The following is a 21,466-nucleotide window of genomic DNA, read 5'->3' on the forward strand; positions in this document are numbered from 1 at the left end:
CACATTGGTATTATTGTTTTTTAACCAATAACTACTATTATTATGCCCTCAAAACGATTGCTAAAGGCAATATTGCCTTTGCTGACTGTCATCTATTCTCTCAACGTTTATTCTCAAGTAAAACAAATTACGGGAACTATCAAAGACAGCTCGGGTGCCGGTATTAATCGCGCCTCCGTTGTTGTTAAAGGTACCAACTCCGGTACTACCACCAATGAACAAGGTAATTTCAGGTTAGCCGCTCCCGAATCGGCCAGAACCCTCACGATCAGTGCAGTTGGTTATACTTCGCAGGAAGTTGATATTTCAACCAGTAACACGGTTAATATCATCCTCACTGAAAGCACTGTCGACCTTGGCGAAATTGTAGTAGTAGGTTATGGAACCGCCCGAAAAAGAGATGTTACAGGCTCTGTACAATCTGTTAAAGCAAAAGATTTTAATAGAGGGGTGATCGTTTCACCCGATCAGGCTATACAGGGTAAGGCCGCCGGGGTGATGGTTATCAGCAGCAGCGGGCAACCTGGAGCGCCCACTACCGTTCGTATAAGAGGTAATGCTTCTATCAGATCGGGTCAGCAGCCTTTATATGTGTTAGACGGTGTGCCCTTATCAGGCAGTTCGGCCCGCCCCAATGCGATCAGTAATGGGATAGGAACCTCGACGCCGGGAACCAACCCGCTTAATTTTATTAATCCGAATGATATTGCCTCGATGGAGATCCTGAAGGATGCCTCGGCGACGGCCATTTACGGGTCGAGAGGCGCTAACGGGGTAATATATATTACTACTAAAAAAGGGCAGAGTGGCAACCCTGTGGTTGACGCAGGCGCTTCATTTGGGGTAAGCAGAATAATGCGGCAGCTGGAAGTATTGGATGGAAACGAATACAGGGCCACCCTGCAGAAATATGGGCTAACGGGTGGAAATTTTGGCGGAGATTATGATGCCATGGATGAAATTACCCGTACCGCCTACACGCAAAATTATAATGCGGCGGTAGGAGGCGGCTCAGAAAATGCCAGGTACCGTATTTCTTTCAGCTATCTCAATCAACAGGGGATTGTAAAGGAATCGGAGTTTAAAAAATACACCGCCAATTTAAACAGTAGTTTCAAGCTGCTCAACAGCAAGAAAATGAATGTTGATTTTAGTTTGTTTACTACGGGAACAAATGAACAGCTTCCTCCCATTTCGAACGATGCCGGTTTTGAAGGAAGTCTCATTGGTCAGGCATTACAGTGGAACCCAACACACGCTTTTTACAAACCGGGTACCGATTCTGTATGGATCGATCCGGCTGTGGGTGCAACAACCGTTAACCCGGTGGCAATGCTCCAGGCATACGATGCCCGCTCAAATGAGAATATTATTCTTGCAACCGTTTCTCCCTCGTATAAATTCACCGACTTTCTGGAATACAAGCTGCAGTACAGCCTCACCCGGCGTACCGGTAAATCGAGAGGAGAACTAAAGCGGTGGATTAATATAGAAGCTGTTAAAGACCGGGGCGCAGCAGCGATTTTTAGCGCAGAAGAAACGGCGCAACAAATAACCAATACCCTTTCCTTTAACAGGAAAGTAACTGATAATTTTAACCTGAATGCAGTTGTCGGTCATGAATACCTGAAATATGAATCCAATAATTCAGGCTTGTCGGGGTTTGATTTTATTGACGTAGGCGACTTACGTTATTATGATTTCATGCAGTATTCAACCCAGGGTAACCGGCAGATTTATTCTTTTACAACCCCCACTACGGAACTGCAATCTTTCTTTGGAAGAGCTATTATGAATTTCTTCGACAAATATCTGGTAACGGCTACATTACGCGCTGATGGCAGTACCAAATTTGGCGAAAATGAAAAGTACGGTTATTTCCCCTCTCTGGCTTTTGCATGGAACCTATCGAATGAGGACTTTATGAAAGGTGTAGATGTCTTTACGAACCTGAAGGTCCGTATCGGATGGGGAAAGACCGGCAACCAGGAATTTCCTTCAGGCGCTTCCCTGCGCAGGTATGGACTTGGCCAGCAATCGATCACTCAACTGAATATCGAAAATCCTGAACTGAAATGGGAAACAAGTACTACTACCAACGGTGGTATAGATTTCAGTTTTATGAACGACAGGGTAACCGGTTCGATAGATTATTTCTATAAAAAAACAACAGATGTATTGTTTGAACAGAATGTACCTCAACCAGGCCCGGCAGGTACCAAGTACTGGATTAATTTACCGGGCAACATAGTGAATAAAGGGGTCGAAGTTTCATTATTTGGCGGTATCATCAGAAGCAGGGATATAAACTGGAATATAGGTGTCAATGCCTCTTTCATCAAAAATGAACTGAAAGGATTATTGGGATATTATGAAACAGGCGGCCTGCACGGACAGGGTATTTCGGGTGCTACAGCACAACGGTTAGTAAGCGGTCAACCTTTAAACGTGTATTACCTGGCTAATTATGAAGGTTTGGATAAAGCTACCGGCCAGGCCATTTACACCGGCGGTGATCCTTCGATCAACAGGTTTTATAAGGGCAGCCCGTTTCCCAAGACGTTGTTAGGTTTAAGCACCGATTTTTCATATAAGAACTTTTCGGCGGTTATTAATATGAACGGCAATTTTGGCCACTATATATACAATAATACGGCCAATACCGTATTGCCGATCGGTAACCTGGGAACACGTAATATAGCCAAGACACTTATAGAAAGCGATGTTCAGGAAGATCCTTCGAACCCGATTACACCATCCTCCAGGTATCTTGAAAAAGGCAACTACCTGAAAATGGCCAATGCCACCATCAGTTATTCATTCGGAAATTTTCGTAATACCTTCAGAAATTTAACGGTATCATTAACAGGTCAGAATTTGTTTGTGCTCACCGATTTCACCGGTTTTGACCCCGAAGTAAATACCGATAAATCGGTTGGCGGTATTCCATCATTGGGTATTGAGTATACTCCTTATCCAACGGCAAGAACCTTTTTAATTGGTGTATCAATGTCATTGTAAGCAATTAAACAGTTCGAAAATGAAACAATATAAAATTTTAATATTTGGTTTATTTTTCATGCTGGTTTTGGTAGCCTGTACAAAACTGGATGAAAATTTTGAATCAGAGCTTCAGCAAACGCAAACATCTTCTATACCGGTTGCCGATTTGCTCAGAGGTGCTTATAATTCTCTTGCAAACCCATTTATGGATCAGTCGAGATTATGGGCTGCCCAGGAGCATACTACCGATGAAGTAATAGGCCCAACAAGAGGTCCCGACTGGGATGATAACGGCGTATGGAGGGTATTGCATAGCCACAGCTGGACTTCAGAACATACTTTTTTGCGCGAAACCTACAGGGAATTATTACAGGCGCAGTATGCAGCAACAAACGTGTTGCAATTCAACCCTTCGGCACAGCAGGCAGCCGAAGCAAGATTCATCAGGGCGCTCACCGTTTTCGTTGTTGCCGATGGCTGGGACCAGGTGCCTTTTCGCGATGATCTGCAAGATTTGAAAAAAACGCCGACTGTATTAAAAGGCCCTGCAGCGCTTGATTTCGTTATCAGTGAGGTGAATGCTATTATGAGTACATTGCCCGACGGCCCTGCCTATGTAGCCAATAAAGACGGCGCAAGGGTATTGTTAATGAAAGCCTATCTTAATAAAGGCGCTTTCGCCAGCCGGCAAAACCCCACATTCGAGGCCGCAGATATGAATCAGGTAATTACCCTGGCCGACCAGATCATCAATAGTACTAAATATACGCTTGCTAATAACATTTTCGACAATTTTGCACCTGATAACGATGTGAAATCAACCGAGAATATTTATACGTTATATAACAAAGATGGCGACAGAGGTGGTAATGTACGCTCGAGATGGTTTTTAGGATTGCATTATAACATGAAACCAAGCGGCTGGAACGGATTTACTACACTGTCTGATTTCTATAATAAGTTCGGCAGTACCGATCAGCGGCGTGGAGGTTCCTACCCCGGCATGACCGATGTAGGCGGTGTTCGCACCGGCTTTTTGGTAGGTCAGCAATTCAATGAAAAGGGAGAGGCATTAAAAGACAGAAAGGGTAATCCTTTGGTCTTTACTCCCGAAGTAAAGCTGAAAGAAACAGGCGCGAACCTTGAAGTTACCGGTATCCGGGTAATGAAATATCCTATTGACTATTCTGGTGGCGAACAGGCCGATAATGACTACGTTATTTTCAGGCTGGCAGATGTTATGTTAATGAAAGCCGAAGCATTACTTAGGACAAACAATGCTGCAGGCGCTTTAGTAATTGTGAATGCTATTCGAACAAAGCGTGGTGCTACACCATTGACTTCGCTCAATCCGGAGGCATTGCTCGATGAAAGAGGAAGAGAATTGTACTGGGAAGGCTGGAGAAGACAAGACTTGATCCGGTTTGGAAAATTCCTGCAGCCATGGCAGGAAAAACCAACAGATGATCCCAAATATTTGATCTTCCCTATTCCTGCCGAACAATTGGCTGTTAATCCTAATCTAACTCAAAACGAAGGGTATTAATTGTTTTTTATAACTGCAAAACAAAAAGGTCATTCAATGCAATGGCCTTTTTGTTTTTACTTAAATTGTACATGGTTGTTAACATTCAAATTGCCGGTAAAAAGCTAAATTGAATTCACCGGCAATGAATGCCTAATTACTTTTTAGAAATGAAAATGCCACTCAAAATTGTTTACGGTTGTGCTATTGCCATGTTGTTTTCGTGTGGCCGCAATGAAAAAAAGGAGCCCACCCTTTTTGAACTAATGGAAAATACCGGCATCCGGTTTTCGAACGATGTGAAACAGACGAAAGATTTTAATATTTTAACTTTTCGTAATTTTTATAATGGCGGAGGAGTAGCTGTTGGCGACATTAACAACGATGGCCTGGCCGATGTTTTTTTTACGGCTAATGCAGGCAGTAACCAACTGTATCTGAATAAAGGCAACTGGCAGTTTGAGGATATTTCCGCCAAAGCAGGGTTCTCCCTAAAAAAGCAATGGAGTACAGGAACAGTAATGGCAGACATTAATAACGATGGCTGGCTGGATATCTTTGTAGCCAACTCAGGCCATATGAACGATGGTATTTCAAAAGCGAACCAGCTTTTTATCAACAACCATAATTTAACCTTTATCGATTCGGCCGAGGCATACGGACTGGCAGACACCGGTTATACCACCCAGGCCTCATTTTTTGATTACGACCTCGATGGCGATCTCGATTGTTTTGTAGTAAACAACAGTCCTATTCCGGTAAATACCCTGAACTATGCCAATAAACGCGAACTTGCTGCAGAAAACTGGCCTGTAGCCGATTTTTTAAAGGGCGGCGGTGATCATTTGTTGCGCAACGATAACGGAAAATTTGTTGATGTTACCCGCGAATCGGGTATTCATGGTAGTTTGATCAGTTTGGGTTTGGGTGTTACGGTAGGTGACATAAATAACGATGACTATCCGGATATTTATGTATCGAACGATTTTTTTGAACGCGATTACCTGTACATTAATCAGAAAAACGGCACTTTTAAGGATGAATTGGAAAAATGCATGCAGCATACCAGCCTGGCTTCTATGGGGGCCGATATAGCAGACATAAATAATGATGGTTATCCTGATATTTTTACAACCGACATGCTGCCAGGTGATGACTACCGGCTAAAAACTACTTCTTCCTTTGATAATATCGACGTATATCGCCTGAAGGAAAAAAACGGGTTCTATCGCCAGTTCATGCAAAACACGTTGCAACTGAATAACAAAAATGGTGAGTTTATGGACGTTGCCCAATACAGCGGCGTAGCGGCCACCGACTGGAGCTGGGGGGCGCTTATGTTTGATGCAGACAACGATGGATTAACCGATATTTTTGTATGTAATGGTATTTACCTGGATGTTACCGATCAGGACTTTATTGATTTTTTTGCTAATGATATTATTCAGAAAATGGTAATGACCGGCAATAGAGAAGAAGTTGATTCTATCATTAACAAAATGCCTTCACACCCAATTGCCAACAAGGCCTTTAAAAATGAAGGGTATTTAAAATTTTCAGATGCCGGGATAAACTGGGGGCTTGACCAACCTTCTTTTTCAAACGGGGCAGCTTATGGCGATCTTGATAACGACGGTGATTTAGACCTGGTAGTGAATAATGTAAACCAGCCTGCTTTCGTTTACCGCAACAACAGCAGAGAAGCCGGGCAAAACCATTACCTGGCAGTAACATTAAAAGGAAAACATCCCAATAAGTTTGCTGTAGGAAGCGAAGTAAAGTTGTACGCCAATAACCAGGTGTACAGCCGCGAAGTGATGCCCAGCCGGGGCTTTCAGTCATCGGTGGATTATAAAGTAGTAATAGGGTTGGGGCAAACAACAAAAGTAGATTCGATGATCATCATATGGCCTGACCGTTCTTATTTAAAATATGAACACCCTGCCATTGATACCCTGCATACAATTTCGCAACCGGATAATAATAAAATCAATTTTAATACTGATGCACAGCGCATTCAACCGCTCATGTTTGAGGCTGTAAGTAACACCTTCGATAAGCACCGGGAAGATGATCATATTGATTTTTATTACGAGCGTAATATACCGCGATTACTTTCGCGTGAAGGTCCCAGGGCTGCCAGTGCTGATGTGAATGGCGACGGGTTAACCGATATTTACATAGGCGGCGCCGCCAATCAGGGAGGACAATTATATCTTCAAACCCCATCAGGCTTTATTAAAAAGGACGAAAAAATATTTAAACAGCTGGCCGATTTTGAGGATGTATCAGTGCTTTTTTTCGATTGTGATGGCGACAAAGATTTTGATCTTTTTGTTGGCGCCGGGGGAAATAATGTGCCGGCTAATCAGCGCCAATTGCAACACCGTTTATATATAAATGATGGCAAAGGAAATTTCGATCTTGGTTCAAATTCTTTTCCGGCCAATAATATGAATATTTCAGTTGCTGTCGCTAATGATTTTGATGCTGATGGAGATGAAGACCTTTTTGTAGGCGCATCAAACGTTCCTTATACATATGGCGTTTCTCCGGTTAGTTATCTGTACGTAAACGATGGGAAAGGACATTTTACAGAAATTGCAAGAGAAAGGAACCCCGACATTGCCCATATTGGAATGGTTACCGGTGCTGTTTGGGCTAACCTTGCAGGCGATGAGCAAAAAGAATTGGTTATTGTAGGGGAATGGATGGCGCCCCGGATATTTTCCTATGCCGGTGATCGCTTTAAAGAAATTAAAACAGATCTTGTTGATTTGTTTGGCTGGTGGAAAGCAGTGTCAGCAGCGGATATGGACGGAGATGGCGACCTGGACCTGGTATTAGGCAATATGGGAGAAAATTTTTATTTGCATCCTGACCCGCAGCATCCTGTGAAAATGTGGATCAATGACTTTGACCAGAATGGTTCTATTGAAAAAATTATTACCCGCACCATAGAAGGAAAGGATATGCCCGTGTTTCTAAAACGCGAAATGACTGATCAGTTGCCTTCACTTAAAAAACAGAATTTACAGCATCGCGGGTTTGCAAAAAAAACAGTACACGAACTGTTTGATGCCGAACTGATCGAAAAAGCTGTTGTAAAACAAATTAACTATGCCGCATCATGTATAGCTATAAATAATGGCAACGGAAAGTTTACCATTCAGGATCTACCTGCGCCTGTGCAATTTTCATGCGTAAATACAATTAAATGCACCGATATAAACCACGACGGTAAAACAGATCTTATTCTGGGCGGCAATGAATTTGGTTTTCAACCCCAATTCGGCCGGCTCGATGCCTGTGCCGTAACCGTTTTAATGAACACCGGCCATGGTGGGAAATTAAAGGTCATCGACTCACGCGAAAGCGGTTTGCGCCTGAATGGTGCAGTGCGAGATATTGTTGAAATTAAGGGTGTGGAAAACGATTACCTGATCATTCTTCAAAACGATAGCTATCCTGTTTTATACGACGTATCAAAAACTAAAAAATGAAACGGCACACATTACTATATAGACAAGATCCTTTACTATTGCTTTCTTTATGCTGGCTATTGGTTTTGTCGGTATTAACGGGCTGTACATCCAGGCCGGCCCAACCCGTTTTGTTTGAAGCGTTGAATTATAAAAAAACCGGCTTGAATTTTTCGAATCAGTTAACAGCCGCTTCGCAATTCAACCTGTTCACTTACATGTATTTTTATAACGGCGCCGGTGTAGGCGCCGGTGATTTCAATAATGATGGGCTCATTGATTTATTCTTTGCAAGTAATCAGCAGCAGAACAAATTGTATTTAAATGCCGGCAGTTTACAATTTAAAGACGTCACTGCAGCCGCCGGAATTCCAAACGATGGCGGGTGGTCTACAGGGGTTTCAGTAGTTGATATAAATAATGACGGGCTACTGGATATTTATATATGCCGTGTGGGTAATTATGAAACGTTACATAGCCGTAATCAGCTTTTAATGTGCCAGGGTATCGATAAAAATGGCATTCCTGCATACAAAGACAGAGCCCGTGAATATGGCCTTGATTTTTCCGGCTTTAGCACACAGGCTGCATTTTTAGATTATGATAACGACGGTGACATGGACATGTTTCTGCTCAACCATTCTGTGCACGCCAATAGCAACTTTCGTCCACGGGTTCAATTTGCAGGTACTTATGATTCATTATCGGGCGACCGTTTTTACCGCAACGAGGGAACCTATTTTACAGATGTGACCCGCGAAACAGGGATCAACAGTTCTGTTATAGGATATGGATTAGGCGTAACGGTAGCTGATATTAACCTCGATGGCTACGCTGATATTTATGTAGGCAACGATTTTCACGAAAATGATTATCTGTATATCAATCAGCATAACGGCACCTTTAAAGAAGACCTCAACTCCTGCATTATGCATACCAGCCAGTTTTCGATGGGCGTTGATGTTGCCGATGTAAATAATGACGGATTTTCAGAGATCATTTCGATGGATATGCTGCCTTCCGATCCGTACATACTTAAACGGTCATTGGGGGAAGATGCATATGATATTTTTTATGAAAAGATCAGGAACGGGTACCACTACCAATATACACGCAATAATTTTCAATTGAACCGCGGCAATGGGATGTTCAGCGAAGTGGGTTTGTACAGCGGCGTGCATGCTACCGACTGGTCGTGGTCGGCCTTATGGATGGATTTTAATAATGACGGATTAAAAGATCTGTTCATTTCAAATGGTATACCCAAGCGGATGAATGATATCGACTACATCAATTATGTCTCCAACCAGGAAATACAGGGAAAGATTCGCGAGAGTAAAGTAAATGAGACCGACATGGCCTTGCTGGAGAAATTTCCGGAAATTAAAATACCCAATAAGTTTTTTGTTAATACAGGTCAGGGCGTATTTAAAGATGACGAGAAACAGATACATAACAATGAATCCACTTTTTCGAATGGCGCTGTATACGCCGATTTTGACAACGATGGAGATCTGGACGTGGTGGTAAACAATATTAATGAGCCGGCTATCCTGTATCAGAATAAGAACAACGACCAGCACAATAAACGCTATGTTCAAATAATGTTAAATGGTCCGGAAAAAAATATAAATGCCCTGGGCGCTAAAGTGATCATTTTTTCCGGTGGTGAAATTTGCTTATATGAAAAACAACCGGTGCATGGTTTTTTATCGGCTATGGAAATACCCATACATATTGGGCTGGAAAGAATAAAACCTGATTCCGCATTTTTGATCTGGCCTGATAATGCCTGTCAAAAGATACAATTTCCCAAAGACAGCACTGTATTGCATGTGCGGTATAATAAAGGATTGCCACTGTTCGACTACAGTAAAGTTACCAATCACCGGAAGTACAACAGCAGGCCAATGGAAGATATTACAAAGGCTGTTAATTTACCCCACCGTCATGTAGAGAACCCTTTTGTTGAATTCGATCGCGAACCGTTAATTCCGCATATGATATCTACAGAAGGGCCGGCCCTGGCGGTAGCCGATATTAATAATGATGGCCTGGAAGATGTATATATCGGTTCTTCAAAAAGAGAAAAAAGCGTCGTTTATCTGCAACAACCTGCCGGTAAATTTTATAGGTCGGTACAACCAGCGCTTGATATCGACAGTATGTATGAGGATGTGGATGCCTGCTGGGCAGACGTTAATAAAGATGGGCATATCGATTTGGTGGTGGCCAGCGGCGGCAATGAATATTTTGGTGGGGATGAAAATTTATTACCGCGGGTTTATCTTAATGACGGGAAGGCGCATTTCACCAGGTTTAAAGGCGCCATTGAAAATGTATATGTAACTGCATCCTGCGTTATTCCCTATGATTTTAATAAAGATGGTTTTGTTGATTTTTTCATTGGCGGAAGAGCGGTGCCCTGGGAATATGGACGGGCGCCCCGTTCGTACCTGCTGCAAAATGATGGAACCGGGAAATTTAAAGATGTTACCGTTGCCCGTGCTAAAGAACTTGAAAATGCAGGGTTTGTTACGCAGGCTGTTTGGTTCGACCTGGATAAAGATGGCGATAATGATCTGATCGTTTCCCTGGAATGGGGAGGTATTGATGCCTATATCAATACGAATGGCGTTTTTAGTAAAAAGCAACTCATCAATAAAAGGGGCTGGTGGAATTTCATGCTGCCTTGCGATATTGACAGCGACGGCGATATAGATATGGTAGCAGGAAACCTTGGATTGAACAGCCGGTTAAAGGCTTCGGATAAAGAACCGGTTCGGTTGTATTACAACGATTTCGATGACAACGGAAAAAAGGAGCAAATACTCACTTATTATGTCGGGGGCAGGGAAGTGCCTTTTGCCAGCAAAGCGGAATTGGAAAAGAAACTTCCTGTTTTAAAAAAGCGCTTCCTGTATGCCGAGGATTTTGCCAAAGCAAAGCTGGCAGATCTTTTTTTATCTGATAAACTGGATAAGGCAAGCGTGCTGTCGGCTGATTATTTTTCCAATGCTGTTTTAATAAATGATGGTCATCTGAACTTTACAGTAAAGGCGCTTCCCTGGGAAGCACAATTAACATCATATCGCGATGCCATTGTAGTGAATGCAAACAACGACTCACTACCTGACCTGTTGCTGGTGGGCAATTATTATGATAACAATATTGAAATGGGGCGTTATGATGCTGGCTTTGGGACCGTTTTAATGAACAAGGGAAACGCCGTTTTTACCTCGGAAGCAATAAACGGACTGGCAATAAAAGGACAAATCCGTCATATAAGAAAAATTGAAGTTGGGAAAAAAGAAGCGTTTATACTGGCAAGGAATAATGATAGTACCATGGTCGTTCGGTTTAAAGACTGATGCGCCGGTATTAAAAAAACGGGTAACTGATACGGGTAACCCATTTGCTTGTATCCGTTTCGGCAATCCTATCAGTTATTAAAGAATAAAATGGTATGGCGGGTGATTCAAGGTGATGGTCAGTCAGGTAATTTTCCATTTGTGTAAATGCATTGGATATGGTATGCTCTCCCCCTCTCACTTCTGCCACCAGTAAATTACCTGGAACCATTTTCTTTATAACAAAATCATTTTGTTCTTTAACCGCTTTATTAACAGGTATGGCCACCATGGTTGCAAAATGCGTATTATCTTTTCGTAGAATGTTCAACATCGGGTATCCCGTCTCCATTGCTCCCTGTTGCTGAATGTATGTTTTAAGTTTATTTATTAAACTGTATATGTTTTGAGTGGTAGGAAGAGAATCAAAAACCTTTCTGGCAGACAGCAGCAATGTATCTTTTACAAGCGTTTTTTTGATAGTAATACCATATACGTTCTCGGTTTTTTCAAGAAACAGCTTCATGCGGGTCTGCAGTTCTTTAATATGATGCCGTAGCGTACGTGCCTGTCTGTATCGTTGTATCCTTGTGGTAAGGTTAATGCCGGCGTAATAACCAAGATCCCATTGTATATGTACCGAATCTGTATGTTTAGGTATTAGTGTGATCCTGCTGTTAATAGTAAGATCATCGGCGTTAATGCGTACACCAATAGCATCGAACATTTTTTGATGGGGTTGAAAAGTAAAGGCTTTATAAGGAAAAGTAGCGGCCTGGCCTTGAGTTGTATCTTGTACTGAAGTATTTGCAGGCCACCAGGTAAACCAATTTAAATCATTCACAATGTACCTGTTTGCAGCCCCATGCGTACAGTTAATTGTAACTGTTTGTGACAGGTGGATTTTTTTAGGCAAAAAAATGTAGATGGCAAGAAAAGTTGCTGCAATCAAGGCTGTTGGTACAATGATCCATTTCTTCATAGTGCAAATGATCGAGTCTGTATTTGCAAAATAGCGAATATTGGTCTACCGGCAATTGATTATTGCACGTCTTTCTGCTTATCAATGATAAATTGAATGATCTCTTCCAGCGGGGTATTTATTCGGGCGAGGGCATCCGTAATATCATCCCGGTTTACCTGGGCGGCGAAGGAAGGCGTTTTTAGTTTTTTCAGAATGCTTTTCACGTCCATGCCTTCGTACCGGGTTGGCCGAATGAGGGCGGCGGCATGTATAAAACCGGATAATTCATCAAACACATAGATCATTTTATCCATCGTGTTCTGCGGTTCTACCTCAAAATATCTTGGACCATGCGAAGCGATGCAATGGATCACTTCAGGATCAATATTGCGGCGTTCCAGTTCTTCAATGATGATACGGCAATGCGCATCGGGGTGTTTTTCCCAGTCGGCATCGTGCAGGAGGCCGGCCAGTTCCCATTTGCGGGCGGTGAGTTCATCGGCCTGTTCTTTTTCGATGGCCCAGGCTTTCATTACGGCGGCTACCTGTTTCATGTGCAGGCGCAGGCGTTCGTTTGGCACCCATTCATTGAGTAATTGATGGGCTTCTTCAATAGGCATCAGGTTTCCGGTATTGGCAACATCACCAAATGTGTTGCGACCGAGTGCGTGAACAGGCATTAGCGGGATTGTTTTTTTCTGGAATTGTTTTTATTGGTTCTGGTCATGCGGGTTTCCTTGATGGTGATCTCAAGACCAACGGCATCCAGGAAACGAAGCAGATTTTTAAAGGTAACACTTCTGAAGTTATCTGCCTCGTAACGTTGTAATTGTTGTTCTTTAATGCCTAATTGTGCAGCGAATTCCTTTTGCGTTAAGCCGGATTTTATTTTGTATTCGGTGAGTAAGGAGGGAAGGTCGGCAACGAGGCGTTCTCTTAAAATAGCAATCTTGTCTGTCTTTAAAGTTTCATATAGTAATAGGTCCTGCTCTATCTCCTTTTGCATATTTAAGGCAGATGCCAACATCAATTTTATTTTTAATGGATGTTGAGTTGTATCCTTTTTTAGATTATCAATATTCTCATTGATTTCGTTCAACAACTTTTTTGAAATTCTATATTGCTTTTCATTTTTAATCATAAAAAATATCTTTTAGGTTGATTTTAACCAGTCCTTTCTGGTAACCATTCAAATCTTTTTCAAGCATATGTAAATATTGCAGGTTATTGGCATCAAAATGCAAAATGTGGCATTTTAAGTTTCTTCGAATTTCACCGATTTTATTATAATCAAAAAAATCAGGAAATACTTTCTCCAATTTATCGTAGTCTACGTTTTGCAGGTCAAAACACAGATCAATGTCATCAGGATTTATCTTGGTACTGATAAAGCTTCCCCCAATAAATACAGTCGAACAACCACAAGCGCAAAAGATTTCAAAGAATATGAGTGCGTTCTTGATTCTTGCCTTTCTCCAGTCGTTCGTTCCAAAGTGCTGTTCAAATTCCTCTAAAGTTAGTTCTTCGGTCTTGTGTAAATGTCCATTGGAATTGAAGCTTATGCTCATAAAGCAATTGTTTAAATGCTCCTATAGCACATCCCGTGTTGTAGGAGGGGTTAATAATTTGATTCTCCATTGGGTTGTTTGTAGTGTTTTGAGAAATTAGGATAGCAATAAAGATATGAAATAAATACAAACACAACAAAAATGTTGTGTTTTGTAAATTGTATTGCCCTGAACCATATCTAAGTCCTTAAGGTTTATAGTAAATCACAAGACCGCGCTGCATGCTGTCCCACCGTCCTTCGCCTCTGCTCCCATATTCCTTCGCACCCAATTCGCACCCTGTTTTGGGCACAGGCCATGTACCTCACATAATATTGATGCTCTGTTGGTGTAATGTTTACGCCGTTTCCGAAGAAATACCGGCGGTGGTGCGAAGAAAAACAAAAGATGGCCCGGCGGCCTATCGCTATAAGGTCGCTATAACATCGCTATAAGGTCACTATAAAGTCGCTGTAAGTACGCTATAAGGTGGGAGATAAATTAGCGTGGTATGTCAAATTCTCTGTACCTTTCGGTTAAGGGAATGCGTATGAGCTATATTCATTAAAGCTATAAAACTTTTTGATTATGGCCAAAGCAAATAAGAAAGCCATGCAGGGCATGAAGCGCATGACCTTTGTTCGTAGTAAACGGTACGACGAACATGAACGCAACCCCAGAGGCACCTTTAAGCCGGCCGTGCTGAACGAAGCCATGGAACAAAGCAAAAACAGGTTGCTCCAGGTGAACAAAACAGCCAGCCTGATCTTCAGCAGTATTCGCGATGTACATAACGATGGCTCTCTTTGGCCTCGTTTGCTGTCGGTCCTTCGCCTTCAATTAAAAGAGAAAAACTACAATGATGTGCATTGCCTGCTTAACCTTGAATGCCATGCCGTTCATACGCTGCAAAATTTACTCCGTTCCAATTGGTATAGTAATAAGATTGAAATAGATAAACGCCAGTTGTCCATTGCCCTGAGTTTGGATAAAGCACCCAAGTGGAAGACAAAGAATATGCACCAATTTCAACTAAGCTTTTATGTTATATATCCCGACCTGGCTCGTAATAAATTACACAAGGAAATAGTACATAGTGAGGTGTTCAGTCTCTTTGATTACCCGGAGGAGTTATCCTTTGTTGTGCCGGTTCCAGCCCGGGCAGCAGCCTATGCTGTATTTATGAAAGTTACCGGCTGTATTAATGGGGTGCCAGAAAACTGGTTGCAATCTACCGGCATGCGGTGCGTGGAAGTGGGAACCATTGAAAGGAAACAGCCCAAACCGGGTGGGCAAAAAGCCGCTACAAACAGGAAGAAGCCCAATGCCGGGAGTCAAAAAAGTAAAACAACTAACAGGACGGTCGTTAAGGGAAAAAGCAGTGGGAAGTAGTCAATGTGGTAATAGATTAGGCATTTAATAAATGCTGACTCAGGCCGGTATTTTTTAATCATTTCAATAATTGATTACTCACCCTATGCAAAACAGCAAAAACTTTTCTCTGCTGCTTCTGATCATTTTCCGGGAATTGGTTCCATAATGACGTACTTAAAAATGCTTCATTTGTATCGATATTCCATATGCCAGCATGTTCGGTATCATTAAGTTCCGGCTTGTGGTGTACAACAACAGTTATCGGTTCGTTTTCCCCTTTCGGAATAAATATAATAGTTCTTCTCATGGTCTGGTCATAAAGGTAAGGTTTACATCAATACCCGTTCTAATACCCTAATAAGGTTCTATTCAACCGGTATCCGGCTCCCTCAGAACCCGCAACCTTCTACCAATCTCCGGCCCCCAACTAAAAACTCAGAACCCAAAACTCAGAACCCAAAACTGAGAACTAAAAACTAAAAACTGAGAACTGAGAACTGAGAACTAAAAACTAAAAACTGAGAACTGAGAACTGAGAACTGAGAACTCAGAACTACCCATAACCGCCCTAAAACGCCCGCTGCGACTGCTTTTTAGGTATGATGAAAAATAAACTGTCAAAATATTTATTGAAAATCAATCAATTACAACGATGCGATGAAAAATAAGTCGCCAAAATGTTTGCTGTGCCGATTGGAACGGCCTATCTTTGCGACCCGTTTTTAGTTATCTGCTAAAAGCGGAAACAGCAAGCGGGATGGCGTTGCTGTTTAATTTCTTAACCAGCTGAGGCTTACAAAAGCAGCTTTCGGCTAAAAGTTTTTTTATGAGTAAACTTCATTTCACTACCCAACATGCGAATGCGGCTACCGTAAAACGCAACTGGTATGTTGTAGACGGTACCAATCAAACCGTGGGACGCATGTGCGCGAAAATAGCGGCCATTCTTCGTGGTAAGAACAAGGCCTACTATACGCCACATGTTGATTGCGGAGACTACATCATCGTTATCAATGCCGACAAAGTAAAATTCACCGGCAACAAAACCGACGAGAAAGAATACCTGACCTTCTCAGGTTACCCCGGCGGTCAAAAATCTGAAACAGCCCGCGAACTGTTGCGCCGTCGTCCGGAGCAAGTGGTTGAAAGAGCTGTAAAAGGTATGTTGCCTAAGAATCGCCTCGGCCGCAAAATGTTCAAGAAATTGTTTGTGTATGCCGGCGACCAACACGAGCATGCTGCACAAAAACCTCAATCTTTAACTTTCTAATTGTTTTAATACATGGAAAAGCAAAAAAATGCTATTGGTCGTCGTAAAGAAGCTGTGACAAGAATCTGGTTGTCGCGCGGAACCGGTAAGATCACCGTAAACGATAAAGACTACAAAGAATATTTTTCGCTGGTTTATTTACAAAACCAGGTGGAGCTGCCTTTAAAAAGCATTCAATCGCTCGATAAATTTGATGTAAAGATCAATGCTGCCGGTGGTGGTATGAAAGGCCAGGCTGAAGCTGCTAAACTGGGTATCGGCCGTGCGCTGCTTGAACTGAGCGCTGAATACCGCCCAGCTTTAAAAGCTGCTGGTGTACTGAAACGCGATCCAAGATCAGTTGAGCGTAAGAAATTCGGTCACAAAAAAGCTCGTCGCAGCTACCAGTTCAGCAAACGTTAATCCATACCGGCGCCTCCGCCAAATGGCGGAGTGCGTTTTGGAAACGCTTGTGGTCATTATCAAATTTTCAAATCACACATTTCAACTTAGTTAAATGGAAAATAACACTTCATTGCAACAGCAGTTACTGGATGCCGGTGTACACTTTGGTCACCTGCGTAAGAAGTGGAACCCAAAAATGTTGCCTTTCATTTTTGCTGAAAAGAAAGGCATTCACATTATCGACCTCAATAAAACTACCGAAAGCCTGCAGGAAGCCGCAGCGGCCCTGAAGCAGATTGCCCGCAGCGGTAAAAAGATCATGTTCGTTGGCACCAAGAAACAAGCTAAAGAAATTGTTACTGAGTGCGCCCGCAAAGTGAACATGCCTTTCGTTACCGAGCGTTGGTTAGGTGGTATGTTGACCAACTTCAACACCGTTCGTAAAAGCGTTAAGAAGATGCAAAGCATCGACAAAATGCTGGGCGACGGCAGTGCTGAATCACTGACTAAAAAAGAGAAATTAACCCTTGGTCGCGACCGCGATAAAATGGATAAAGTACTGGGTGGTATCAGCCAACTGGGCCGTGTACCCGCCGCTTTGTTCATCATCGATATCGGTCATGAGCACATCGCGCTCGCCGAAGCCAAAAGACTGGGCATTACCACTTTTGGTATGGTTGATACCAATTGCGACCCCAATAAAGTTGACTTTGCAATCCCTGCAAACGACGACGCTACAAAATCTATCGCAATCATCACCCAATACATCACTGCTGCTATAGCTGAAGGTCTTGCTGAAAGACAAGCTGCGAAAGACGAAGAAACTGATGAGCAGGCAGATGACGAAAAAGAAAAGAAAGCACAACGCCTGCTGGCTGAAGCCGAAGCTGAAGCTGGTCGTGGCCGTGGTGGCAACAAAGGCGGCGGCGGTCACGGTGGTGGCGGTCGTGGTCATGGCGGTGGCGGTGGTCATCGCGGTGGTGGCCAGAACAGAGGTGGCGGTGGTCGCGGACCTGGTGGTGGTAACCGCGGGCCTGGCGGTGGTAGAAGATAGTTCTTTAGTTTTAAGCCTGCCTGCCGGCAGGCAGGTTCTTAGTTCTAAGTTCTTTCAGGTTCTGCCCGCTCATTGCCTTTGTGCATTATGATTGTGCAGCACTTTTATGAACCCGGCTACAGAACAACTATTAAGCTACTCTTGCGTCGCACTCTTCTGCGTTCTCTTCGCTCCTGAGCGGAGTTGAAGGATGAGCAGAATTAATAAAATGAAAATGTTTCGCAAGTAATTGATTCGAATGGAATCGGGTTATTTGTGACGCATTTTCAAATTTTCAAATTATTAAATTTTCAAATTAATATGTCAAGTGTTGCTATTACTGCCGCTGATATTAACAAACTGCGCCAGATGACCGGCGCGGGAATGATGGATTGCCGCAAAGCATTGACAGAAACCAATGGCGATTTCGAAGCTGCTATCGACTGGCTTCGTAAAAAAGGCGCCAAGGTTGCTGCTCTGCGTGGCGATCGCGAGGCAAAAGAAGGTGTGGTACTGGCTAAAACTACAGCCGATAATAAAACCGGTATTACGTTGTGCGTTAGCTGTGAAACCGACTTCGTTGGTAAAAACGCTGACTTCGTGGCTTTCGCTCAAAGCATCATCGATGCCGCTGTTGCCAACAACGTAAAAAGCCTCGATGAGCTGAATGGTATTTCTATCAATGGTGCTAAAGTAGCCGACCTGGTTAACGATAAACTGGCCAGCATCGGTGAAAAGATCGGCATCACTAAATTTGAGCGTGTTGATGCTGACTTCGTGGCTTCTTACATTCACGGTGCTAACCGTATTGGTGTACTGGTAGGTATGAATAAAGCTGCTGCTGATGCCGGTAAAGACGTAGCCATGCAAATTGCTGCCATGAACCCGGTTGCCGTAGATGCTGATGCAGTACCTGCTGCTACCATCGAGCGCGAGCGCGCCATTGTTACCGAGCAAATCAAAGCTGATCCTAAAATGGCTGGTAAGCCCGATGAAATGATCGCTAAAATTGCTGAAGGTAAATTGAACGCCTTCTTTAAAGAAAGCACCCTGGTTAACCAGGCTTTCGTAAAAGACAACGGCAAAACCGTTGGCGATTACCTGAAAAGTGTTGACGGCGGCTTAAAAGTTACCGAATTCAAGCGCGTAGCTTTAGGTTAATACGCAATAACCGAATCAAAATAAATAAAGGGGAAACTGCTTATGGTGGTTTCCCCTTTATTGTTGAAGGCTGCCCGTTCAGGGCCAATTGATCCTGAGCGGAGTCGAAGGATGTGGGCAACACATTTTACAAAAGCTGTAAAACATTAATAAAAAATCCTTTCTTTGCACAGCGTTTAAAAAGGTTTGTGGTTTTTTGTTTGTGGTTTGTTGTTGCTGCCGCGCTTTGAAGCTCACAATTAATGGCGCGCCTGTAGCAATGGCAATCATTGACCATTGACCATTCACTATTCACTATTCACGAATAATAAAACGGTCATTCATACATGCTACCTAAGTACAAACGCATTTTGGTAAAACTCTCCGGCGAATCGTTGATGGGCGATAAAAGTTTTGGAATGGATCCCGCTATCCTGGCACAATACGCACACGATATTAAAGAAGTGGCTGACTTGGGTGTGCAGGTAGCTATTGTAATTGGCGGTGGTAATATATACCGGGGTATGAATGAGGCTGAGACAGGCATTGAACGCGCTCACGGCGATTATATGGGCATGCTGGCAACCGTTATCAACGGAATGGCCATGCAGGCCATGCTCGAAAAAATAGGCGTTTTTACGCGCTTGCAAAGCGCCATAAAAATGGAGCAGATCGCTGAACCATACATCCGCCGCCGCGCCATTCGACACGTTGAAAAAGGCCGCGTTGTGATCTTTGGCGCCGGTACCGGTAACCCATATTTCACAACCGATACAGCCGGCTCGTTGCGAGCCATCGAAATACAGGCTGATGTGATCCTGAAGGGCACCCGGGTAGACGGCATTTACACAGCGGATCCCGAAAAAGATCCTTCTGCAAAAAAATACGAGACCATCACCTTCCAGGAATGTATCTCTAAAAACCTGCGGGTTATGGATATGACGGCGTTTACCCTGTGTATGGAAAATAAACTGCCGATCATTGTGTTTGATATGAACAAGCCGGGCAACCTGCGGCGCGTAGCTTGCGGCGAAAAAGTAGGTACCCTGGTAAAAGGATAATAAATGGCTGATAAACAGTTGCTTAAATTTATTAGGCCGCCTTTTTGTAATTATCGAATTAACGTATTAAATTTCCAATACGAAAAACCACCAGATTGGTGGTTTTTTCTTTACCGCCTTTTCAAAATCCCATGAAAAAAATAGTGCAGTAATCCAATTGATTACTATCTGTGATGCGGGAGTATACTCTAATTCCGAAGCCGTTATGAACCATTTATTGCCCGTTATTCTGGGGTACCAGATTTATGTAGGGGTTTTTGAAATAATTTTCTTTTTGCTGGGCGGTATAGTCCTGGGCTTCTTTATTCACTTCTTTCTCGTCAGCCGCAAAACATTTTCTCTAAAATTACCCGAACGCGAACCTCCCGTTATTGCCGATGCTGCTTTCAATAATTCAGAAGAGTGGCGGTATAAATATTATGAAGAAATGGAGCTGCAGGAAAAAGTGCAAATGGAGTTACGCCGTGAGCTCGATGAAGTGCGCGATAATGAAGAATTACTGACCATAGAAGTGGAGGAACTGCAAAAGGAACTAAAACGCCGCCATAACATTCAACCGGCAGCTCCCATCTCAGGCACTTCTCAGGAAGAACAGTCTGAAGAATACCTGGTACGCCTGCAAAGAACGCAGGAAGGCCTGGTAGAACAAAACCAGCAAATTGCTTTATTGCTCGACCAGATAGAACTGTTGAAGCAAACAGAGTTTAAACACATCGATACGCTGAAGGCTAATGAAGAGCTCACAGCCCGTGTAAATGAAGTGCTGAATGTGCTGGCCAATAAAGATGCGCGCATTCTTGAATTGGAGCAGCAACAATTGCTATCGGAAGAAATGGAAGAGCGCATGCAAAAAGCATATGAAGAATTCAATGCATTGCGCCAAAAGTTATCGAAAGTAGAAAGCCTTTCCAACCCGCCCAGCCGGCAGTATGAATTTGAAGAATTGCAGCAGAACCATTTCAAGCTGATCCGCGAATTTGACGAATACAAACAAAAGCACCTCGACCTGCTGGAGGAAAATCAGCGGCTGTCGCGATTGCTGGCCGATACGGAAGAAAAGCTGCGCGAATCGAATTTTCAACGGCAACAACTGCAAAAAAAGATCACCTTCCTCGAAGAATTGAACCGCGACCTGCAACAGATCTCAGAGCATAATAAAAAGCTCGAGAACCAGCTTCGGCGCATGAGCGAAATTGAGGTGATGCTGGCGCGCGTGCAGGGTAAAGCGTCTGATAAAGCGGAGAATGAGCCACCGGAGTAAGAGGAAAACGGCTTCAAGCTACACGCTTCAAGCTGCAAGCTCAAAGGCAAAGCTGAAAGCAGGAAAAGGCAC

General features: G+C 43.1%; 16 protein-coding genes. 11 read left to right on the plus strand and 5 right to left on the minus strand.

Features of this window, described 5'->3' with window-relative positions; genetic code table 11:
- Positions 1-42: 42 nt before the first annotated feature.
- From FAM09_RS18760 to FAM09_RS18775, 4 genes are all read left to right on the plus strand, one after another.
- Positions 43-3,021, plus strand: a complete 2,979-nt coding sequence (locus FAM09_RS18760) for a SusC/RagA family TonB-linked outer membrane protein (RefSeq protein WP_136578675.1) — start codon at positions 43-45, stop codon at positions 3,019-3,021.
- 19 nt (positions 3,022-3,040) lie between these two features.
- Positions 3,041-4,549 carry a RagB/SusD family nutrient uptake outer membrane protein gene (locus FAM09_RS18765; protein WP_136578676.1) on the plus strand — a complete coding sequence of 503 codons (1,509 nt, stop codon included), beginning with the start codon at positions 3,041-3,043 and terminating at the stop codon, positions 4,547-4,549.
- A gap of 149 nt (positions 4,550-4,698) precedes the next feature.
- The gene (locus FAM09_RS18770) at positions 4,699-8,031 is read left to right on the plus strand and encodes a VCBS repeat-containing protein (protein ID WP_243751716.1); all 3,333 of its coding nucleotides are present in this window, start codon (positions 4,699-4,701) and stop codon (positions 8,029-8,031) included.
- Positions 8,028-11,381 (plus strand): VCBS repeat-containing protein, encoded by a 3,354-nt coding sequence (locus FAM09_RS18775; RefSeq protein ID WP_136578677.1) that lies wholly within the window; start codon positions 8,028-8,030, stop codon positions 11,379-11,381. The genes FAM09_RS18770 and FAM09_RS18775 overlap by 4 nt, the downstream gene beginning before the upstream one ends.
- Before the next feature lie 10 nt (positions 11,382-11,391).
- Here the strand turns inward: FAM09_RS18775 and FAM09_RS18780 are convergent, their stop codons facing one another.
- The 4 genes from FAM09_RS18780 to FAM09_RS18795 form a co-directional block, all read right to left on the minus strand.
- The gene (locus FAM09_RS18780) at positions 11,392-12,204 is read right to left on the minus strand and encodes a GyrI-like domain-containing protein (protein WP_136578678.1); all 813 of its coding nucleotides are present in this window, start codon (positions 12,202-12,204) and stop codon (positions 11,392-11,394) included.
- Between the two features lie 197 nt (positions 12,205-12,401).
- Positions 12,402-13,004 carry an HD domain-containing protein gene (locus FAM09_RS18785; RefSeq protein ID WP_136578679.1) on the minus strand — a complete coding sequence of 201 codons (603 nt, stop codon included), beginning with the start codon at positions 13,002-13,004 and terminating at the stop codon, positions 12,402-12,404.
- A complete protein-coding gene (locus FAM09_RS18790) occupies positions 13,004-13,465 on the minus strand; it encodes a helix-turn-helix domain-containing protein (RefSeq protein WP_136578680.1) in 462 nt (153 codons plus the stop codon). The genes FAM09_RS18785 and FAM09_RS18790 overlap by 1 nt, the downstream gene beginning before the upstream one ends.
- Entirely contained in the window at positions 13,458-13,892 is a 435-nt protein-coding gene (locus FAM09_RS18795; protein ID WP_136578681.1) for a DUF6932 family protein, read from the minus strand. The genes FAM09_RS18790 and FAM09_RS18795 overlap by 8 nt, the downstream gene beginning before the upstream one ends.
- 567 nt (positions 13,893-14,459) lie before the next feature.
- Between FAM09_RS18795 and FAM09_RS18800 the strand changes: the two genes are divergently transcribed.
- Positions 14,460-15,263, plus strand: a complete 804-nt coding sequence (locus FAM09_RS18800; protein ID WP_136578682.1) for a hypothetical protein — start codon at positions 14,460-14,462, stop codon at positions 15,261-15,263.
- Between the two features lie 58 nt (positions 15,264-15,321).
- Here FAM09_RS18800 and FAM09_RS18805 read toward each other — a convergent pair whose 3' ends face one another.
- The gene (locus FAM09_RS18805; RefSeq protein WP_136578683.1) at positions 15,322-15,552 is read right to left on the minus strand and encodes a hypothetical protein; all 231 of its coding nucleotides are present in this window, start codon (positions 15,550-15,552) and stop codon (positions 15,322-15,324) included.
- 519 nt (positions 15,553-16,071) lie between these two features.
- Between FAM09_RS18805 and rplM the strand changes: the two genes are divergently transcribed.
- The 6 genes from rplM (at position 16,072) to FAM09_RS18835 (ending at position 21,394) form a co-directional block, all read left to right on the plus strand.
- Positions 16,072-16,515, plus strand: a complete 444-nt coding sequence (gene rplM, locus FAM09_RS18810) for a 50S ribosomal protein L13 (protein ID WP_136578684.1) — start codon at positions 16,072-16,074, stop codon at positions 16,513-16,515.
- A gap of 12 nt (positions 16,516-16,527) precedes the next feature.
- Positions 16,528-16,917 (plus strand): 30S ribosomal protein S9, encoded by a 390-nt coding sequence (gene rpsI / locus FAM09_RS18815; protein WP_136578685.1) that lies wholly within the window; start codon positions 16,528-16,530, stop codon positions 16,915-16,917.
- A 94-nt stretch (positions 16,918-17,011) separates the two neighbouring features.
- Complete coding sequence (gene rpsB / locus FAM09_RS18820) at positions 17,012-17,953, plus strand: 30S ribosomal protein S2 (protein ID WP_136578686.1); 942 nt, start codon at positions 17,012-17,014, stop codon at positions 17,951-17,953.
- 300 nt (positions 17,954-18,253) lie between these two features.
- On the plus strand, positions 18,254-19,093 hold the full coding sequence (tsf, locus tag FAM09_RS18825; RefSeq protein ID WP_136578687.1) for a translation elongation factor Ts: 840 nt from the start codon (positions 18,254-18,256) through the stop codon (positions 19,091-19,093).
- A gap of 326 nt (positions 19,094-19,419) precedes the next feature.
- Positions 19,420-20,133, plus strand: a complete 714-nt coding sequence (gene pyrH / locus FAM09_RS18830) for a UMP kinase (protein WP_136578688.1) — start codon at positions 19,420-19,422, stop codon at positions 20,131-20,133.
- 205 nt (positions 20,134-20,338) lie between these two features.
- Positions 20,339-21,394, plus strand: a complete 1,056-nt coding sequence (locus FAM09_RS18835; protein ID WP_136578689.1) for a coiled-coil domain-containing protein — start codon at positions 20,339-20,341, stop codon at positions 21,392-21,394.
- The last annotated feature ends 72 nt before the right edge of the window (positions 21,395-21,466 follow it).

The sequence above is a fragment of the Niastella caeni genome (assembly GCF_004834005.1).
Taxonomy (GTDB): domain Bacteria; phylum Bacteroidota; class Bacteroidia; order Chitinophagales; family Chitinophagaceae; genus Niastella; species Niastella caeni.

Bases quoted from the DNA above. Each gene is read 5' to 3' on its own strand.
- FAM09_RS18760 (WP_136578675.1), top strand. From the start codon at position 43: ATGCCCTCAAAACGATTGCTAAAGGCAATATTGCCTTTGCTGACTGTC.
- FAM09_RS18765 (WP_136578676.1), top strand. From the start codon at position 3,041: ATGAAACAATATAAAATTTTAATATTTGGTTTATTTTTCATGCTGGTT.
- FAM09_RS18770 (WP_243751716.1), top strand. From the start codon at position 4,699: ATGAAAATGCCACTCAAAATTGTTTACGGTTGTGCTATTGCCATGTTG.
- FAM09_RS18775 (WP_136578677.1), top strand. From the start codon at position 8,028: ATGAAACGGCACACATTACTATATAGACAAGATCCTTTACTATTGCTT.
- FAM09_RS18785 (WP_136578679.1), bottom strand. From the start codon at position 13,004: ATGCCTGTTCACGCACTCGGTCGCAACACATTTGGTGATGTTGCCAAT.
- FAM09_RS18790 (WP_136578680.1), bottom strand. From the start codon at position 13,465: ATGATTAAAAATGAAAAGCAATATAGAATTTCAAAAAAGTTGTTGAAC.
- FAM09_RS18795 (WP_136578681.1), bottom strand. From the start codon at position 13,892: ATGAGCATAAGCTTCAATTCCAATGGACATTTACACAAGACCGAAGAA.
- FAM09_RS18800 (WP_136578682.1), top strand. From the start codon at position 14,460: ATGGCCAAAGCAAATAAGAAAGCCATGCAGGGCATGAAGCGCATGACC.
- FAM09_RS18805 (WP_136578683.1), bottom strand. From the start codon at position 15,552: ATGAGAAGAACTATTATATTTATTCCGAAAGGGGAAAACGAACCGATA.
- rplM (WP_136578684.1), top strand. From the start codon at position 16,072: ATGAGTAAACTTCATTTCACTACCCAACATGCGAATGCGGCTACCGTA.
- rpsI (WP_136578685.1), top strand. From the start codon at position 16,528: ATGGAAAAGCAAAAAAATGCTATTGGTCGTCGTAAAGAAGCTGTGACA.
- rpsB (WP_136578686.1), top strand. From the start codon at position 17,012: ATGGAAAATAACACTTCATTGCAACAGCAGTTACTGGATGCCGGTGTA.
- tsf (WP_136578687.1), top strand. From the start codon at position 18,254: ATGTCAAGTGTTGCTATTACTGCCGCTGATATTAACAAACTGCGCCAG.
- pyrH (WP_136578688.1), top strand. From the start codon at position 19,420: ATGCTACCTAAGTACAAACGCATTTTGGTAAAACTCTCCGGCGAATCG.
- FAM09_RS18835 (WP_136578689.1), top strand. From the start codon at position 20,339: ATGAACCATTTATTGCCCGTTATTCTGGGGTACCAGATTTATGTAGGG.